This window comes from Bacillus sp. 2175 (assembly GCF_057812155.1).
On the sequence record NZ_CM173819.1, the window covers coordinates 478,108 to 495,661 of the forward strand.

At 34.1% G+C, this 17,554-nt stretch carries 16 protein-coding genes, 2 pseudogenes and 1 riboswitch; of the genes and pseudogenes, 10 read left to right on the top strand and 8 right to left on the bottom strand.

Features of this window, described 5'->3' with window-relative positions; translation table 11 throughout:
- Positions 1 to 140: 140 nt before the first annotated feature.
- Positions 141 to 509, bottom strand: a complete 369-nt coding sequence (locus ACXKY9_RS02715) for a hypothetical protein (protein WP_000235475.1) — start codon at positions 507 to 509, stop codon at positions 141 to 143.
- Between the two features lie 186 nt (positions 510 to 695).
- Here ACXKY9_RS02715 and ACXKY9_RS02720 point away from each other — a divergent pair, with 186 nt between their 5' ends.
- The 7 genes from ACXKY9_RS02720 (at position 696) to ACXKY9_RS02750 (ending at position 6,457) form a co-directional block, all read left to right on the top strand.
- Entirely contained in the window at positions 696 to 935 is a 240-nt protein-coding gene (locus ACXKY9_RS02720) for a helix-turn-helix domain-containing protein (RefSeq protein ID WP_001998970.1), read from the top strand.
- Between the two features lie 235 nt (positions 936 to 1,170).
- Entirely contained in the window at positions 1,171 to 1,680 is a 510-nt protein-coding gene (locus ACXKY9_RS02725; RefSeq protein WP_000051528.1) for a hypothetical protein, read from the top strand.
- Positions 1,681 to 1,700: 20 nt separating this feature from the next.
- Positions 1,701 to 2,150, top strand: coding sequence for a hypothetical protein (locus ACXKY9_RS02730; RefSeq protein ID WP_000443836.1), 450 nt, complete (start codon positions 1,701 to 1,703; stop codon positions 2,148 to 2,150).
- A gap of 161 nt (positions 2,151 to 2,311) precedes the next feature.
- A complete protein-coding gene (locus ACXKY9_RS02735) occupies positions 2,312 to 2,980 on the top strand; it encodes an LSm family protein (RefSeq protein ID WP_001004265.1) in 669 nt (222 codons plus the stop codon).
- A gap of 238 nt (positions 2,981 to 3,218) precedes the next feature.
- A complete protein-coding gene (locus ACXKY9_RS02740) occupies positions 3,219 to 4,484 on the top strand; it encodes a hypothetical protein (protein WP_000434752.1) in 1,266 nt (421 codons plus the stop codon).
- Positions 4,485 to 4,621: 137 nt separating this feature from the next.
- A complete protein-coding gene (locus ACXKY9_RS02745; protein ID WP_001046104.1) occupies positions 4,622 to 5,848 on the top strand; it encodes an ATP-binding protein in 1,227 nt (408 codons plus the stop codon).
- Positions 5,849 to 6,076: 228 nt separating this feature from the next.
- Positions 6,077 to 6,457, top strand: a complete 381-nt coding sequence (locus ACXKY9_RS02750; RefSeq protein WP_000424119.1) for a hypothetical protein — start codon at positions 6,077 to 6,079, stop codon at positions 6,455 to 6,457.
- Between the two features lie 27 nt (positions 6,458 to 6,484).
- Here the strand turns inward: ACXKY9_RS02750 and ACXKY9_RS02755 are convergent, their stop codons facing one another.
- Positions 6,485 to 7,117, bottom strand: coding sequence for a cyclase family protein (locus tag ACXKY9_RS02755; protein ID WP_000862985.1), 633 nt, complete (start codon positions 7,115 to 7,117; stop codon positions 6,485 to 6,487).
- Between the two features lie 85 nt (positions 7,118 to 7,202).
- Positions 7,203 to 7,315, bottom strand: a riboswitch (SAM riboswitch).
- Positions 7,316 to 7,463: 148 nt separating this feature from the next.
- Between ACXKY9_RS02755 and ACXKY9_RS02760 the strand changes: the two genes are divergently transcribed.
- Both ACXKY9_RS02760 and ACXKY9_RS02765 read left to right on the top strand, forming a co-directional pair.
- Complete coding sequence (locus ACXKY9_RS02760; RefSeq protein WP_000147471.1) at positions 7,464 to 8,573, top strand: PRK06851 family protein; 1,110 nt, start codon at positions 7,464 to 7,466, stop codon at positions 8,571 to 8,573.
- Positions 8,574 to 8,684: 111 nt separating this feature from the next.
- Positions 8,685 to 9,467: a nucleotidyltransferase domain-containing protein gene (locus ACXKY9_RS02765; RefSeq protein WP_001208232.1), complete on the top strand. Its 783-nt coding sequence runs from the start codon at positions 8,685 to 8,687 to the stop codon at positions 9,465 to 9,467.
- A 13-nt stretch (positions 9,468 to 9,480) separates the two neighbouring features.
- Here the strand turns inward: ACXKY9_RS02765 and ACXKY9_RS02770 are convergent, their stop codons facing one another.
- The 4 genes and pseudogenes from ACXKY9_RS02770 to ACXKY9_RS02785 all read right to left on the bottom strand — a co-directional run.
- Complete coding sequence (locus ACXKY9_RS02770) at positions 9,481 to 10,782, bottom strand: MFS transporter (RefSeq protein WP_001182683.1); 1,302 nt, start codon at positions 10,780 to 10,782, stop codon at positions 9,481 to 9,483.
- A 143-nt stretch (positions 10,783 to 10,925) separates the two neighbouring features.
- A pseudogene (locus tag ACXKY9_RS02775) lies at positions 10,926 to 11,789 on the bottom strand (FAD-dependent oxidoreductase); the annotation flags it as partial.
- A 128-nt stretch (positions 11,790 to 11,917) separates the two neighbouring features.
- Positions 11,918 to 13,354 (bottom strand): IS4-like element IS231C family transposase, encoded by a 1,437-nt coding sequence (locus ACXKY9_RS02780; RefSeq protein ID WP_001053969.1) that lies wholly within the window; start codon positions 13,352 to 13,354, stop codon positions 11,918 to 11,920.
- An 86-nt stretch (positions 13,355 to 13,440) separates the two neighbouring features.
- Positions 13,441 to 14,118 (bottom strand): annotated as a pseudogene (locus tag ACXKY9_RS02785) (NAD(P)/FAD-dependent oxidoreductase); the annotation flags it as partial.
- A gap of 581 nt (positions 14,119 to 14,699) precedes the next feature.
- Here ACXKY9_RS02785 and desB point away from each other — a divergent pair.
- On the top strand, positions 14,700 to 15,785 hold the full coding sequence (gene desB / locus ACXKY9_RS02790) for a Delta(10) desaturase DesB (RefSeq protein WP_000661226.1): 1,086 nt from the start codon (positions 14,700 to 14,702) through the stop codon (positions 15,783 to 15,785).
- A 53-nt stretch (positions 15,786 to 15,838) separates the two neighbouring features.
- Here the strand turns inward: desB and ACXKY9_RS02795 are convergent, their stop codons facing one another.
- Together ACXKY9_RS02795 and ACXKY9_RS02800 are read right to left on the bottom strand one after the other, a co-directional pair.
- Complete coding sequence (locus ACXKY9_RS02795) at positions 15,839 to 16,594, bottom strand: amino acid ABC transporter permease (protein WP_003283038.1); 756 nt, start codon at positions 16,592 to 16,594, stop codon at positions 15,839 to 15,841.
- Positions 16,595 to 16,637: 43 nt separating this feature from the next.
- Positions 16,638 to 17,432, bottom strand: a complete 795-nt coding sequence (locus ACXKY9_RS02800) for an ABC transporter substrate-binding protein (protein WP_000823769.1) — start codon at positions 17,430 to 17,432, stop codon at positions 16,638 to 16,640.
- Between the last annotated feature and the right edge of the window lie 122 nt (positions 17,433 to 17,554).

Below are 17,554 nucleotides of genomic sequence, written 5' to 3' on the forward strand. Positions count from 1 at the left end.
GTGGGGGTTTTCCTGTTTACTATATTTTCTATCATTATAATGACACCGGTTTCATCAGTTCGTATGATATGAACTTTTTATTGGTAAAGCATCCTAGAAAACAATTTAGCTATGTTTTGCTTACGCAGAACATGGCTAAATTACGCTGTCCCTTTAGCGCGTTCATTAGGAAATGGCATATTTAGTATGGAAGCAATATATTGTTTTCCATGCATTCGAGCTAATGATTCTAATATTTGGCGAACACGTTTTGTAAGATGACCTTGTTTTTTGATGGCTTCACAATATGCGTCATAGAAGGCATATTTAGCCCAAAGGAAATCATCTTGTTGGAATAAGAAATGATTTTTGTACCATTCACCAATTGTATGATAACAATTGTTTTCATGTATTGCTGTGCTTTGAGAAAGAAAACGATCAGATAAAGATACATTTAAATGAGAAATTGTGTTTTCTGTTTCAACTTGTAGTGTTTTTTCTAACATTGTAATGATGTGACGAGTAGCCATATGTTAACTCTCCTTTGTGTAAATGGGTAATACCATTCTATATTTAAAAAATTCTTACTATATAATACTATACAATATATGGAATGCATCTACCTGCTTTTTGAACTGCATTTACAAAATCTTTTTTATTTGTTTACAAAAATAAAGTAAAGTAAGATACAGTATAGATGAAAAAATAATAAAGGAATGAACGCATTGTATATAACAGTAGAAGAGACTGCGGAGTATTTGAATTTACCAAAATCGTATATTGAAGAGTTAATTCAGCAAAAGAAAATTCGTGCGCTATTCGATGGAGAGCAATATTTAGTAAATAAAGAACAATTTAATACACATTTAGAACAAATGGAGAAATATAAGCAATTAGTGGAAGAAATATTGAACGAACCAATTCCAGAAGATATGGATGTTAAAGACGAAGATTAAACTATGGAAAATCCCTTATGAAGATATGCAGAAATGTATATTCATAAGGGATTTTTTGTTTGAAGATATCAAAAACATAAGGAGTTCTTAGCCTTTCTTCAAATTTTGATAGGTAGTAGTCTACCATGTTAAAAGCATATTTTTTTCTAGCTAGGACAAACATAGAGAACGTAACCTGTACAGATACATATACTATCAGTGCAAAAGCTTATAAATTAATGGAAGGGGTTTTCTCGTGAGTTTATTTCATTGTGATTTTCTGAAAGACTTAATTGGATCTTTTGTGAGAGTAAACAGGGGTGGTCCAGAATCTCAAAAAGGAACAATAGTCGCTGTATGTTCGGATTACTTTGTATTAAAGAATGAAAAAGGAGAGCTCTATTACTATCAGATTCGTCATCTGAAAAGTATTACAAAAAATGCGAAAGATTGTAAAGCAGATGATTGCAGATGGTTGGAATGTGAATGTGAAGATGACTTTGAAAAGTTACTTCAAAGCTTCAAATATTGCTGGGTGAAAATTAATCGTGGTGGCCCAGAGAAAGTTGAAGGTATTTTACAAGATGTTTCTTGTGAATTTGTGACACTAATTGTAAAAGAAGAAGTTATATTAGTTGCAGTATCTCATATTAAGAGTGTCGCAGTAGCTTGTAGAGAAAGCGAAGAAAGCGACAGTGAAAGCAATAGTGAAAGTGATGATTCGGGTCGAGCTCGCGCACAAAGACAGTCAAGAAGAGGAAGATAATAAGAAAGGAGGATACAAATTTGGAAAGTATATTATGCTGTGAACAAATTAAAGGCTTAGTCGGTGAGACTGTAAAAGTAAATCTTCGTGGACCAGAGAGTCGAGTGGGGGTACTTGTATCGTTAGGAAGAGATTACCTTACATTACAACTTCCTCTTGGTGAATTAGTATATTACCAATTGAAACATGTGAAGAGTCTAGTTAAGAAAGTGAAAGAAAGTAAATGTGGCGATGGCTATGTTTCATGTTTCTGCTCTGATGATGATACTTTCGTCGATGTATTACGTGACTTGAAGTATAAGTGGGTAAAGATTAATCGTGGCGGCCCAGAGTGTGTAGAAGGCCTATTAAGTGAAGTGCATGAAGAATGTATTACGCTAGTAAACGGTGATGAAGTTATTTATATCATTAATTATCATATTAAGAGTGTGAGTCAAGTAGTGAAATGTAAAAAGAATGAAGATGAATAATGTTTAATAAATAAGAGGGGCATTATGAGGGAAAGAGAAGAACAATTTCTTATTTCGATAGTATGAAAAGGAATTACTTACTATTAAGACAGAACATTGCCCTGATTATTTTTTTGAAATGGAAGATAGTAAAGCTGAAATTCATAGGAAGGAGGATATAGATGAATGAGTTAAACAAAAGTATTGGGGAAAATATATATGTTAAATTAATCGGTGAAAAAAGGTTTAAAGGTATATTAATAGACGTAGGAAATGACATTATTGTTCTTTACAATGGACAAGACTATGTATATATATCTTTATATCATGTACAATACTATAAATTTTTAAGAGCACATGACGAAGACATACTAAAACCAGATGTTGATTCTGTAATTAAGAGGGAATCCCCTTCAATTTCTTTGAGAAAAGTATTAAGTACTTCTAAAGGGATTTTTACAGAAGTTTATGTAGCAGGAAATGCTCCAATACATGGTTATGTTACAAGTGTGATGAACGACTATATTGTTTTTTATAGTCCGGTTTATAAAACGGTATATATATCTTTAAAGCATTTAAAATGGTTAATTCCGTATAAAGAAAACCAAGTACCGTATGCCCTCAATAAAAATGAACTCCCCGTAAATCCGTTAAATATTACGTTAGCTAGAACGTTTGAAGAACAGCTTATTAAAATGGCTGGGAAAATTATGGTGTTCGATTTAGGTGAGGAGTCCAATAAAATTGGAAAAATGGCGAAAATTGATGAAGGTCATATTGAAATATCAAAAGCACGTGATGCAAAAATGTATGTGAATATTCAACATGTAAAATCCGTCCATTGTCCGTAGATTAGTTGAAAGGGCTGGCTTTTTCTTTTATCCGGAGAAGAAAAGGTCGAGCCTATTTGTTTTAGTCTAATTTGGATATGAGGGGAAAATGAATTGAATATAAACATATTATAGTGTGATTTTTTAAAAGGTAACTGTGCACTAACTTATAAAAATTGTGTACGAGCTATCTTATTATGTATTCAATTTATTTTTTGAGGAGGAGCTGCTCAACTAATTTATTAAAGGGGTTTTGTTTGTGGAGCAGTTTCCGAATTCGTTATCAATTACATTGCTTGGTAGTGCTGGTGGAGCAGCAAAAGCAGTTTTAGCAATTTTAAATCAAGCGATAGTAAATGAAAAAGATCCAATTTATAAAGTATTAAAGAATGCCAAATTTCATTTGGTGGATATAAAACAAAAAGATAGGACTTATTATGATGAGCTGTTTTCGAATTTGAAAGATCAATTATATTTATATGAAATAAACCTTCAAAATGTAGTGGAATTTAAAAAACATTTAAAAGAAAAAAGAACGAGTGTTGTGATTGATGTTTCAGGGGCAGATACAATTAGAGTATTAAGCTGTTGTAATGAACTAGGAATTTGTTATATTAATTCAGCCTTGGAAAATGAAGCAGTAGATCAGGACGACAGCTTAATCGGCTTTCAGCTTACGGAAAGATATACAAGGTTTGAGAAGGAGAAAGAGAAATTTACAAATACAAAAGCGATTATAGGTTCAGGTATGAATCCAGGTGTTGTTCAATGGATGGTTGTTGAGCTTATGAAGGAACGACCAAATGAAAGGCCAAGAGCATGTTATATTGTAGAACATGACACATCATTTTTGAATGATACGGCACTTATAAAGCCACATACACTTTATGCTTCATGGGCAGTAGAGCGATTTTTAGATGAAGCGATCTGGAGTTATCCGATGTATATGAGTTATCATCGTCCTCTTTACTTTTATGAAGATGTATATGCTTCAGAGTATAAAGTGAAGTTAGGAGAAAAAGAATTATATGGTTGCTTAATGCTACATGAGGAAGTATTAATTTTAGGGAAAAACTTCAATATGGAAGTTGGTTTTCTTTACCGAATTAATGAGTATACAACAAATATAATTAGACAGAACTTAGATCAAGTAGAAGATTTATGGAACTGGAATCGTAAAGTGTTTAATCCAGCGGAAGAAGAGGTTGCTGGAGAGGACTTGGTCGGTGTGTTACTCGTTTATGAAAATAGTGAGACATATATGTATAATGTAATGAATAGTAGCCAAGTTTTTCGTAAATATAAAACGAATGCAACGTATTTTCAGGTAGGGTGCGGAATTTATGCGGGCTTGTCTAGTTTACTTTTAGATCAATTTGAACAAGGTGCTTATTACGTCGAGGAGTTGTTATTAAATACAGAAAGTAAGTACGGTGAGTATTTAAATTTATATATGAAGGATTTTGTAATAGGGCATAATAATTTTACTGATGGATTGTTACATGATAGGGTAAGGTGGATATAAGTTGTTACTAAAAGGAAGGAGAGATCTCCTTCCTTTTAGTATTATAAGTTTAAATATTGCCCTGAAAGCAATTTCATACTTATACTTTAAGGAGATAACAATGAAAGTTTTTTGTATCGATCAAGGGGAGTTTTTATATGAACAAATACAAGAGCTTGATTTATGAAGAAAGAAGAGCCTTAAAGGTATTTATATTATTATTTTATATTATATTCTTTTTATATGACGCTATATATTATTTTGTATATCCTGCTATGAATATTAGTGGAACAGCGGTAGGGTGGCCAGAAGGTAGTCTTGGGATAGGTGTGCCTATATTTGTAATAGCATTATTTCCTATTTCTATATATCTTCAAAAAAGAGGGTATGTATATTCTGTAAAATATTTATTTTTATTTGGATACATGTTTATCAATCTTGTTAATAATTTAATGATTTATTTGCGAACGGATAGACCTTTTGAACATGGTAGTATGGTAGAAATGTTGTTAATTTTATTTGCCCCAGTTTTCGTGAATAGAAAATACTTTTATTTAGTTTCCTTTAGTGTAATTGGAAAGTACGTATTTTTCACATTGCTATTACAAGATTTAAAAGTGATAATTCCACTTGTTTTATGTGTATTTTATTTCATTATTTCACATTCTTTATTAAAACGATTTCAATCTTATGTAAGAACAGTGGTTGAAATGATGAACAATATGAAAGAGACGGAAAATTTAGCTGTGATTGGGACTATGTCTACAACAATTGCCCATGAAATTCGAAATCCATTAACAGCGTTAAAAGGGTTTACGCAAATGCAAAAAGAAAGAAATCCAACTGATACGATGAGCTACGACATTATGCTACAAGAAATTGAAAGGGTTAATGGATTTGTTAGTGAATTGATGTTGTTAGGGAAACCAAAGCCAACAAATTATGAAAGGTGTAATATACGAGACACCCTTCTATATGTTGTGCATCTAATGGAAAGTTATGCAACGCAATATAGAGTTAAATGTCATTTACAAGTAGATGGGAATTTACCGGCTATAAACGGTGATGATAAGCAATTAAAACAAGTGTTATTAAATATCATTAAAAATGGAATAGAATCAATGCCAGAGGGTGGAGAAATTCATATCCGTGCATATCAAAAAACGCAAGGATATTTGTGTATTTCTGTTGAAGACCAAGGATTTGGTATAGAGAATGAGAAGTTAGAAAAAATCGGCAAGGCTTTTTACACAACAAAGGAGAATGGTACAGGACTTGGATTAATGATTACATATAAAATTATTAAGGAACATCAAGGGAGTATCACGATCCAAAGTAGTGTAGGAGTAGGAACGAAAGTAGAAATTTTTCTGCCGACCGTTTAATGTATTTGAGAAAAGATTTTTCAGAAAAGTGTTCTTGTTGTGTAAATATAAACATTTTATAAAATGTTTCAAGAAGGGTTTTTTTTATAAAATACTTCGTTTATAATGAAGGAAAATATCGACATGAGATTGATTGCTCATGTAACGGTTCAGTAGTGTTATGAAAAGATAAGAAGGGGTGCACGCGCATCCTTTTTTCTATGCAGATATTATGAAAGAGGTGGTATGATGGAATTAACATTAAATTCGACTGTATGTTTACACACGATTCAATTTCGAAAAGAGCAAAAGAATTATACTGTAAAAGACACAATTACAGGAGAAAAATATGAAATGCCGCCACTTTGGATTGATGCATTGGCAATGATGCGTGACGGTTTTTTATTGGGGGAAATTGAGGAGAAATTAAAAGAAGAGTATCCATCCGAAGAAGTGAATATGTTAGCATTCACGAAGCAACTGTTAGAACTAGAACTTGTTGAAATGGTAGATGGGGAAGAAATAGCTTGTACAAAGAAGAAAGAGAAGGATTATTTAGCTTGGTTACGTCCTCATGTTGAGCAATTCTTTCTTAATTTAAATAAAAAAAATAGAAGCAAAGGTCAATGATGATCTTTGCTTTTTTGTATAGTTTGTTTAAAAAATTACAGCAAATGCTCTTGCAAAAGCACCGTCGCTATCTTTAATTTTTAAAGGTGCTGCTGAGAAGAAGAAACGTTTCGTGTGAATGGCATCTAAGTTTGTTAAGTTTTCGATTAAATAAATATTATTCCCAAGTAGTATGTGATGAATTGGTGATGTTTCTGTCGTTACCTCATCAGGAGAAATAAAATCTAAACCGACAGATTTTACTTTTAATTGTACTAGTTCCTCGGCTAATTCTTCAGAAAGATAAAAAGCTTCTTTCTCATACGCCTCTGTATTCCATTTAGTAGATAGATTGGAATGGAAAATAACAATATCTCCTTCTTTTATATCGGCATCGTCCAGTACTTCTTTAGGTAGTTTTCGTTCTTGTACATGAGTTACATCAATAAGAACCGCTTCGCCTACAAATTGATTTAGGGGTAATTGATCGATGGTCGTTGCGCCTGAAATAAAATGCGCAGGAGCATCACAATGCGTGCCAACATGAACGACAGAATGAAAATCTGTAACTTGATAGCCTGATTCTTCAACACTTGTAACAGCTTCTAGTTGTATTTTAGGTGTTCCAGGAAATTGAGACATATTATTTTCAAATGTTTGCGATAAATCAATTACTTTCATTTTACATACCTCCAATATATGTTTTTCAAATAATAAAAAGCTCACCCTTCAATATCAAGAAAGGTGAGCTTTACATGCTAGTTGAGTTTTATCTTCCAAAATGCAATGCATTTTGCAGGAATTAGCACCTATTCAGTTCGTATAAACTGAGGTTGCTGGGCTTCAAAGGGCCGGTCCCTCTGCCTCTCTTGATAAAGAAGTATTTAATTTTGAAATCGGAATTTTCCGATAGTTAAATTGTAATTCATTTCCTTTTTGCGTGCAATACAAAATAGGTATTCACCCAAATAAAGCTACGCGCATATTGTAGCTTATGTAAATACAATGCTGCGAAGGAGTGAGTGCAGTGACAGGAAATGTATTGAATTATTATGCTGGTGGTAATACAGCTAGGGGATTTCATAATTTATATGAAGAGAATTTAAAAGGGTTAGACAGATTATTTATCTTAAAGGGTGGTCCAGGAACGGGGAAATCTTCTTTAATAAAGGCCATCGGTCGTGAATGGGTTGAAAAAGGATATGATATTGAATTTTTACATTGTTCTTCTGACAATAAATCGGTTGATGGTGTAATTATCCCAAAATTAAAAGTAGGAATTGTTGATGGGACATCACCACATGTAATTGAGCCCAAAATGCCAGGAGTTGTTGAAGAGTATATAAATTTAGGAATTGCTTGGGACTCAGATAAATTAAGGAAGCAGAAGTTAGAAATTGAAAGATTTGTTTCAGAAGCAAGTAAAGCTTTTCAGTCTGCTTACGCACGTTTTAAAGAGGCATTGCTTATACATGATGAGTGGGAGAAGATATATATTGATAATATAGATTTTAATAAAGCAAATGAACTAACCGATCAGCTAATCCAGAAATTATTTGCAGATAAAAGCGGGAGAAAATCGCTTGTAAAACATCGTTTTTTAGGAGCTGCTACACCGAAAGGAGCAGTTGATTTTGTTCCTAATTTAACAGAAGGGTTACCACATCGTTATTTTATAAAAGGGCGCCCAGGTTCTGGAAAATCAACGATGCTTAAAAAGTTAGCTAAGGCAGCTGAAGAAAAAGGGTTTGAAGTTGAAGTATATCATTGCGGATTTGACCCGAATAGTCTTGATATGGTTATCGTAAGAGAATTAGGCTTTGCAATTTTTGATAGCACCGCACCGCATGAATATTTTCCAAGTCGTGAGGGTGATGAAATTATTGATATGTATGCCCTTATTGTTACGCCAGGGACTGATGAGAAATATGCGAAGGAAATTCGTGATGTTTCCATTCAGTATAAAGCAAAAATGAATGAGGCAATGTCTTTCTTAGCGAAAGCAAAATCGGTTCGTGATAAATTAGAACGAATTTATATTGCTGCTATGGATTTTTCAATAGTAGATGCATATAAAGAGGAGATTCAAAAAGAGTTTGAACGAATTGCTGCTACTGTAATTGAAAAGCAACAATAGAAGTTTTATTAGGCTGTCAGTAATTTCTGACAGTTTTTTTAGTATGTAGTAAAATTAATAGTGTATTGTCGAATTTCCAAGGAAATAATCAAAAAATGGAGATGTTATGAAATGAGAGAGAAAATCGAGTTGGAGTTAGAAAGAATTGAAAAAGAGAATGATGTGAAAATTTTGTTTGCGGTGGAATCAGGGAGTCGTGCTTGGGGGTTTCCATCGAAAGATAGCGATTATGATGTTAGGTTTGTTTATATACATCCGGTAGAATGGTATTTATCAATTCATGACAAACGAGATGTAATTGAATATCCAATTAGTGATGATTTAGATATAAGTGGTTGGGATATTAAAAAGGCGTTGCAACTATTCGCGAAGTCGAACCCAGCTTTACTTGAGTGGATTCGATCACCAATTTTTTATTCGAAAAACTCTAATTTTCCAGAACTACTTCAACAGATGAGTGAGAAGAATTTTGATCCAAAAGCAACGATATATCATTATTTACATATGGCGTCGAAAAATTATCGTGAATTTTTGCAAGGTGAGAATGTAAAGCTGAAAAAGTACTTTTATGTATTACGTCCTATTTTAGCTTGTAAGTGGCTAGAAGAGAAAGCAACTTTACCACCTGTAGAATTTGATCGATTGATTACAGAATTACCATTAGAACGTAGTGTATTAGATGAGATTGAAAAGTTGTTAATAAAGAAAAAAGCAGGTACTGAATTAGATGTTGGATTGAAAATTAAGGTGCTAAATCAATTTTTAGAAGAACAAATTCATTACTATGGGCAATATGTAAAAGGAATTGAAAAGGGATCAGGGATCGATATTGAAATTTTAAATACACTATTTCGAGACATGCTGTTTGAAGCATATGAAAAAGAGCACAAGTAAGTTTGTGCTCTTTTTATTTTGTAGGAATGAAGAAAACAGATATAGCTGCGATAAGACCTGCAAAGGAGAATAAGTAAAAATTCCATGCTAAGTCATATTGTATTGTCATAATAATACCGACGAGAATAGGGCCAGCAATTGCACCAACTCGGCCAAGTCCCAGTCCCCAGCCTAAGGAGGTAGCTCGGATATGTGATGGGAAGTATTGTGTTACATATGCATTTAATATTTGAGTAATACCGACCGATCCAATACCAGCAAGGCCAATTAAAAGATAAATGATTGTAACAGATGGCTTGATTGTTAATAGTCCGATACATATGGCTGCCATAAGATAAGAGATGCTAATAACAATTTTTGCGCCTATACGATCAGCAATTGCTCCAGCGAATAACGCACCAACAGCTGCGGTAATATTTAGCATAAGTAGAAAAGACAGACTAGATCCAAGAGGATATCCCGCCTGGCGCATCATCTGTGGTAACCAAGTATTTAAACCGTATATTAAAAACATTCCCATTATATAAGTGATCCAAAAAAGTAGTGTTGCTTTTATGTATTCTTTTGAGAATAAAGTAAAAAATCCATTTTTCTTTCGTATAGTAGATGGAGCTTGATGAGTTTTATTTTTTACATGAAATTCAATTTGAAAACGATTAAGAATTTGGTTCACTTCTTCTTGGCGATTACGTGATAATAAAAATTGAATGGACTCAGGTAAATAGCGAATAATGAAAGGAATGAGGAGTAGTGGAATCATTCCGATACCAAACATAATTCTCCATCCGAAATCTTCTAACATAAACATAGACAAAATAGCACCTAATACGATACCTAAAGGATAGCCAGTAAACATAAGAGCATAAATAAAAGATTGCCTTTTTTTTGGTGAATATTCAACAGTAAGTGCTGAAGCCGTTGGGATAACACCGCCTAATCCGATTCCTCCTATAAATCGAGATAATCCAAATAACTCAGGAGAAGAAGCGATAGCCGCTAAACCCATTGTGATAGAAAAAAGTGCTAAACAGCATATAAGCGTCCATTTACGCCCAATTAGATCTGTAATCGTTCCAACTAGAATAGCCCCAATAAACATCCCAAATAAAGCATAGCTTGCAATTGTACCAGCGTGCGCTGGTGATAGCGCCCAGCTTTTGTCTTCTAGGAGCTTTGGTAGAACGGCACCGTAAATACCTAAATCATATCCATCAGCTAAAATGGCTAGCCAACAAATAAAAACAACAAGTTTTGTAATAGAGCTTGAAAAGATAGTTTCTGTAGATTCTAGATGAGGTGGAGCTAAAGGTTGCATAATATTCACCCCTTTTAATTTGTAGATGAATATATTATTTTATTTAATGTTAATATTTTCCTTCCTGTGTCGAAATTTATCTGAACAGGTTTTATAACAAATAAAGAAGTTCAACCGTAATTCTGTTGAACTTCTTTATTTGTTTACTCATTATCAACGCGTTTTAACGGTTGATCTGCTGGGCCTTCAAGAACGTCTCCCTCAATTGAAAAACGAGAACCATGGCAAGGACAATCCCAAGTACAATCACCATTATTCCATTCAACTTCACAGCCGAGATGTGTACAAGTTGTATCGACGATATGTAATTTTCCTTCTTTGTCCTTATAAGCACCTGCTCGTTTACCGTTAACATGTACGACAGATCCTTCACCAACTTCGAGATCTTCTGGCTTACGTAATGCGGTTTCAATCTTTCCTTCAATTAAATGTTTCGCAACATCAATGTTCTGGGAGAGGAACGTTTTTATATCTGGATTTGCATGGAAGCGTGATGGTGCATACAGTTCTTTATAGGGACTGTGGACTTTTAGGATGGAGTCCTTCAGTAGGTGAGCGGCAGCAGTTCCAGTTGTCATGCCCCATTTGCGATATCCAGTTGCAACAAATATATTTGGATTTCTTTCGTTAATATGTCCGATATAAGGAAGCTTATCTAGAGTGATTAAATCTTGTGCTGACCATCTATAAGGAACTTCGTCTATTCCAAAAGTTGCTTCAGCAAAAGAATAAAGTGCTTCATAATGAAGCATCGTATTTATTCCTTGTCCTGTTTTATGACTCTCTCCGCCAATCAAAATTAATTTTTCTCCATTGTTTGTTATATAGCGTAAGGAGCGCTTTGGATCATCAATACTTAAATACATGCCACCTGGATAATCCGTTTTTGCTTTTATTGCAAGAGCGTAGGAGCGTTCTGCGTACATTCGCGTAAAGAAAAAGCTATTTGCATCATAAAAAGGAAAATGTGAACAAGAGACGACATATTCACAAGTGATATGATGGCCCCATGCCCATCAACTTAAGGATAGAAACTCTACGGTTTTCCATTAATTGAAATGAACAAACTTTTAAACAGTATAATCCTCTTAAAAATGAGCATACGAAATAAACCCTAACGGGTTTCATTTTTTTCTTATGCAGCTTTCTTTTGTTTTCTCAATCCATTATACTCATAGACAACACCCATAATATCAAAGATAGTTTTCTTCTCATATCGATGGGATTTCCGGCCATTTTTCTTTAGTAGGGTAAACAGGCGGATTAAAACCTTTGTTATTATACGGGTGTTTCTCTGTATCGCTTGATATAACAGGGATAGATGATCTTGAATCATCCCAATTGCTTTATATTCGCTTAGTTCTCTTTTGTGCTTTTGCAACAGAAGTTGGCGCATCTTAAACATCGTGGAAGAACATATAAAAATGGCAATGAGTTTTCCATACACATGGCATTCTAATCGCTCTTGTTTGATAGTTTGCCAATGATGAATTTGAAATAGAGATTTCCACGTTTTAAATATGATTTCGATCTGCCAGCGGAGGGAGTAAAAATCATGGATTTGTTCCATCGGAACCACTTCCCAAGGCGTATTCGTAACATATATGTTGATACCCGTTAATCGTTTACTCTTTTCTGAAAATGTAATCCCCTTTTTACTTTCGGTATAGCTTTGTTTTTTTCTACGTTCCAGTATTTGTTCCTCTGTTAATCGGTAGATAATTACTCTTGTAAATAATCTTTGATTCTTGCCAATATACGACTCTTTTATTTCATACGTTTGTCCTGGTTTTAACGTGTGCATAATGTTCTCTAAATCAACTTGGATATACTGTGACTGTTTTTTGATTGTCCCATTTCGAAAGTATTCTGGAAATGGATTTTTCGTATAGACGGTATGGTTTAACTTAAGTCTTGATATATAGCACACGCCACGTTGATCCATTTGATCTAAGTCTTCCAATGAAAAATATCCTAAATCACGAATACACAGATCACCCGGCCGTAAGGTATCTAAGCAATCTGTTCCAAATGTTTTATCATTATTTTTTCCAGGACCTACCTGGAAGTTTAAAAACTGTCCGCTGTGTAAGTCATATTCTAATTGAATCTTGATACCTGCAGTTTGTGCACAACCACCTGACCCAGGATATACATGTGCTAAATGTTTCGGTACTTGGAAAATCGTCGCATCTAAAATACGGATTCGTTGAAAATACGTGAGTGCTGCACTTGAAATGGCTGATGTTTTACAAAGTTTACTTTTCCATAATGCAGAAAAAATATATTTCAAAAATTCAACCGCTTTTTTATCAAAGCGTTTATTGAGTCCTTCTGGACTCATAAGAGTGCCTGTGGCGGCGTGTAATTGACTGCATAGTCGAACGAGAGAATCACTCGCTGTACGTTGACTGACCCAGATACATATGGTAGCTAATTCATTTCCTGAAAACTTTCGTTTTCTTTTTACAAAACCTAATTCTTTAGCGAGTTCTTCCAAAAGAGAAGGGGTTAAATGACGATACAGCTCTTCAGAAAATAGTTGTAATTCATCTTGAATTGAAAGATTCATAAAAAATGTCATCCTTTCTAGCTAGCTTTTTAGAAAGAATAACGTTTTTTGACACTTGGGGGTAGTGCAAATTCTTAAGTTGATGGGCATGTATGATGGCCCTCTTTTGTAATTATTTGTGGATGATCTCCCTTTTCCACATCCATAGCTGTTGTTTGTTCGTAGAGCTTTCCGCCCATCTCCACAAACTTTTCTAAAAGTGTTTTTAAATAAAGAAGGGGATGGAATTGTGCTTGATTTTTCATTATAAGCGCAGATTGTACTGGAATAGGAATCGATAGAGATTGAACATAGTCACAAGGTATATTTAATTTTTGATAAGCTTCATATTCTTTCGATAAATTTCTTAATCCGTTATCGGTAGTTGTATATAAATATGAATCTTCATTTGAGAAATTACAGTCGATTTTATATGTTTGAACAGTTTCATTTATGAATTGTAGAGCCTGATTATTTGATTCATAGTAAAGCCCGGCCTTTTCTACACCGAAATGGTTTATTAATTCATCATAAATAAGATCATGTTGTGCTGTTACTTTCGCTGTTGTATGCCCAGTCGTTCCGTTTAAAATACGACCAGAATCAATTAAAACAACATCGATGCCTTCTTTTGCAAGTAAATAGGCAGTAGTAATACCTGTAATACCAGCACCGATAATAGCAACTTTCGTCTTTATATTTTCGGATAAACGAGGGAAAGTAGGAAACTGAGTAGATTCAATCCAATAAGATAGCGGCAGTTGTGGAAATGTATCACTTGTCATTGCGGAAACCTCCTGATTTTAGAACAATTTTCCTTTTAATATTTCCATAATATATGAAATTCATGTGTGTTGTTTTAGAAGTAGTCTATTTTTATTAAAAGAGGTTATAAATTATTTTAATATAATTAATTAGATGGGGCATTATGAAGTGGTAGGATTTATATAAAACTAAATTCAAGTGATTCTGTTTGTTGATTACATAGGGAGTTATTGAATGAGATAGAGTCTATGACGTTTAAGAAAATGTCTATATATAGTGGGTAAATCCTTATGGAATCTATACATTTTCTTTAGTGAAATAAAGTATGATTATAAAAATATAACCACCTTTTATTACTAGGTCATAAAAGGTGTTGACAATATAGAAATTCTATTGTTATGATTCATCATGTGGAAAGGTTGATAGAGAGTAAAAAGAGAAATGTTTTTCATTGATAATAAAAGCGAAAAATAAGTGACGATAGAGTGAGTATATTTTCCTTATAATAGATGCTTTTTGGATCATCTAGTAAAATCAATCTGGAAGCAAGAATTGATATATGTAAGTTGCGCAAGGCGCGGCATAAGAAAGGAGCAAAAGGATGAAGGAGCTTCATACGTTTGGGTGGTATGCAGCACGTGTATCACCACATTTGCCGAAAAAAGCATTTAAACCAGTGCCTACTCGTTTATTTGGTGGACTGGCTTATTTGCTTGTGGCATTGGCGGGGTTAATATCGATTGGTGTATTTGAATTGAATGTGTGGGCGAATCTAGGAATTGCGATTGTTCTTGGATTATGTTTTGCTTCACTTGGATTTTTAGGGCATGAAATTTTACATGGAACTGTTGTAAGAAAGGCATGGCTTCGTGACTTCTTAGGCGCGATTGCATTTATGCCATTATCAACAGGGCCAAAGCTTTGGAGAAAGTGGCATAATGCAACGCATCATGTTCATACACAGCATGAAGAGAATGATCCGGATGCATGGCCGACACTTGAGAAACTTAAGAAGAGTAAGTTTTTGAGTTGGGTATATCGTATGCCTTTACATGTACGTTCATTCTTTAGTTTTCTGTCACTAACAATTCAATTTACATTGCATTCGACTCGAATGTTCTTTCATTTTATAAAAGAGTTCAAGTCATCCAATCAAAAATCTGTATGGCTTCAACTTCTTTTGCCTTGGACAGTTTGGATTAGTTTATTGTTTATTATGGGACCTGGAAAATGGTTATTTGCATATGTCATTCCGTTGTTAATTGCTAACTTTATTGTAATGGCATATATCGCAACAAATCACCGCTTAAATCCAATTGTTCCAGTAAATGATCCGTTAGCAAACTGTTTGTCAGTAACAGTGCCGCGCTGGGTAGACGTTTTACACTTCAATTTCTCATATCATACAGAACATCATCTGTTTCCTGCTATGAGTTCTAAATACTACCCGTTAGTAAAAGAGAAGATTAAAGAAATGTGGCCGGAACGCTATCATGAGATGCCGATGACAAAAGCTTTGGCAGCGCTATGGAATACACCACGCGTGTATTATCAAGGAAGTGAATTAGTTGATCCGCATAGAGAGCATTTCTATGGTTCTTTAGGAAATGGACTAGATCCTCATAATATTTCATATCGTGAGGAACATATAGAGGAAGAAAAGAGTATTAAAAAAGTAAATCAGTAAAAATTAATATATTTTTGCAATGAAAAAGCAAGCCATCTCAGGCTTGCTTTTTCTTATAAAGAAACTTCCTTTTTGTTCTTTTTATGGAATTGGACGGAGTTAGTTTCTTTTCGTTGTAGTCGTTTTTCTAAAAGATTAACAAAATAAGTAAATAGAAGAACAAGTACGAGATAGTATACACCAACGATTATGTAAGTATCTAATTGTTGGAAGTTACCTGCTGCAATTGATAAACCTGATCCCCATAATTCGGACAGTCCTACGTAAGCGACGAGTGAAGAGTCTTTTAATCCGATAATAAATTGGTTTCCTAGAGGAGGAAGAGACAGACGAAATGCTTGTGGTAATATAATCCGGCGCATAGCTAAAGGGTAAGGCATACCTAAGGAGCGAGCGGCTTCCAATTGTCCCCGGTCGACGGATTGAATGGATCCTCGGAAAATTTCCGTAATATATGCACCGTTATGAATTGCTAAAGCGATTGCTCCTGCCCAAAAAGGGGAGAAAACAATGACAGATGTAATGCCAAAATAGAGAATTGCGATTTGAACGATTAAAGGTGTACCACGAATAATAGCAATATAGATATGAGCAATGCTATTTAAAACTTTGTTATTCGAGATTCGAAAGAAAGCAAATAATAATCCAATTAATGAACCGAGTACTAGGGAGGTTAATGTTAATTGTAATGTGACAATAGTAGCCTTTAAGAGTGTGGGATAGGTAGAGATAAAAATTTCAAACATGTGTTTCACCTCATATTGTATAGATTTTAGTAGAGAATGAAATGCCCCACATAAAATGAACATTTAATCAGTGGGGCACTGTTTATGAATCTTTTGAATGGCTAACTTACTTCGTTTTTTCCTCTTCACCGAGAATATTACGCCCGAACCATTTTTTACTGATTTTTTCATACGTACCATCTTTAATGATTTCATCTAACGCTTTATTTACTTTCTCAACCATTTCTTTATCATCTTTGCGAATAGCAATTCCCATTTCATCAAGATTTAATGGTTTTCCGGCTTCTTTTATATTCGATTTTCCTTCTTTTATCATACGTAGACCAACCATTTGATCCGTAATTACTGCATCAACACGCCCAGGCTCTAAATCCATAAGAGCAGTAATATCGCTGTCATATTCTGTGATTTGATCTGTATATTTTGCAACAAGATTTTTAAAGGTACTAGCTTTTACAACACCAATTTTCTTACCTTTTAAATCTTCTGGAGAAGAGATAGCGTTATTCTTTTTAGCTACAAAAATTTGGGCGCCAGAGCGATAGTACGGATTTGAGAAACTAACAGCTTTTAAGCGCTCCTCTGTAATTGCCATACTACCCAGTATTACATCATATTTCTTCGCTTGAAGACCTTGAATCAGCGTTTCCCATGGGTTTGTAACTGGCGTAGCCTTCATGTTCATCTTTTTAGCAAGAGCTTCACCGATTTCTACATCAAAACCGACAAGTTTGCTGTCATTTTCTTTATAGTTAAAAGGTTTGTATAATCCACTCATCGCATAGCGAAATTCTTTTTCACCATTTGTTGAAGTAGTAGAGCTTTCTTTGCTACAAGCTCCTAGTATGAAAGATGTACATAGTGTAATGCTCGCAACAATGGTTAATAGTTTTCTTTTCATAAAACCCCTCCTATATATTGATCATACGGATGGTTTTTTAGTATGTTATTGAAATATTTTATTTAGATGATTAGTTGTGCACCGTATGAATGTATTGTTTTTCGTTCGAAACAAAAGTTACA

Excerpts from the sequence above, each read along its gene's own strand:
- ACXKY9_RS02770 (WP_001182683.1), bottom strand. The coding sequence starts at position 10,782 with ATGCAACCTTTAGCTCCACCTCATCTAGAATCTACAGAAACTATCTTT.
- ACXKY9_RS02795 (WP_003283038.1), bottom strand. The coding sequence starts at position 16,594 with ATGTTCATTTTATGTGGGGCATTTCATTCTCTACTAAAATCTATACAA.
- ACXKY9_RS02720 (WP_001998970.1), top strand. The coding sequence starts at position 696 with ATGAACGCATTGTATATAACAGTAGAAGAGACTGCGGAGTATTTGAAT.
- ACXKY9_RS02735 (WP_001004265.1), top strand. The coding sequence starts at position 2,312 with ATGAATGAGTTAAACAAAAGTATTGGGGAAAATATATATGTTAAATTA.
- ACXKY9_RS02750 (WP_000424119.1), top strand. The coding sequence starts at position 6,077 with ATGGAATTAACATTAAATTCGACTGTATGTTTACACACGATTCAATTT.
- desB (WP_000661226.1), top strand. The coding sequence starts at position 14,700 with ATGAAGGAGCTTCATACGTTTGGGTGGTATGCAGCACGTGTATCACCA.
- ACXKY9_RS02800 (WP_000823769.1), bottom strand. The coding sequence starts at position 17,432 with ATGAAAAGAAAACTATTAACCATTGTTGCGAGCATTACACTATGTACA.
- ACXKY9_RS02745 (WP_001046104.1), top strand. The coding sequence starts at position 4,622 with ATGAACAAATACAAGAGCTTGATTTATGAAGAAAGAAGAGCCTTAAAG.
- ACXKY9_RS02755 (WP_000862985.1), bottom strand. The coding sequence starts at position 7,117 with ATGAAAGTAATTGATTTATCGCAAACATTTGAAAATAATATGTCTCAA.
- ACXKY9_RS02780 (WP_001053969.1), bottom strand. The coding sequence starts at position 13,354 with ATGAATCTTTCAATTCAAGATGAATTACAACTATTTTCTGAAGAGCTG.
- ACXKY9_RS02715 (WP_000235475.1), bottom strand. The coding sequence starts at position 509 with ATGGCTACTCGTCACATCATTACAATGTTAGAAAAAACACTACAAGTT.
- ACXKY9_RS02765 (WP_001208232.1), top strand. The coding sequence starts at position 8,685 with ATGAGAGAGAAAATCGAGTTGGAGTTAGAAAGAATTGAAAAAGAGAAT.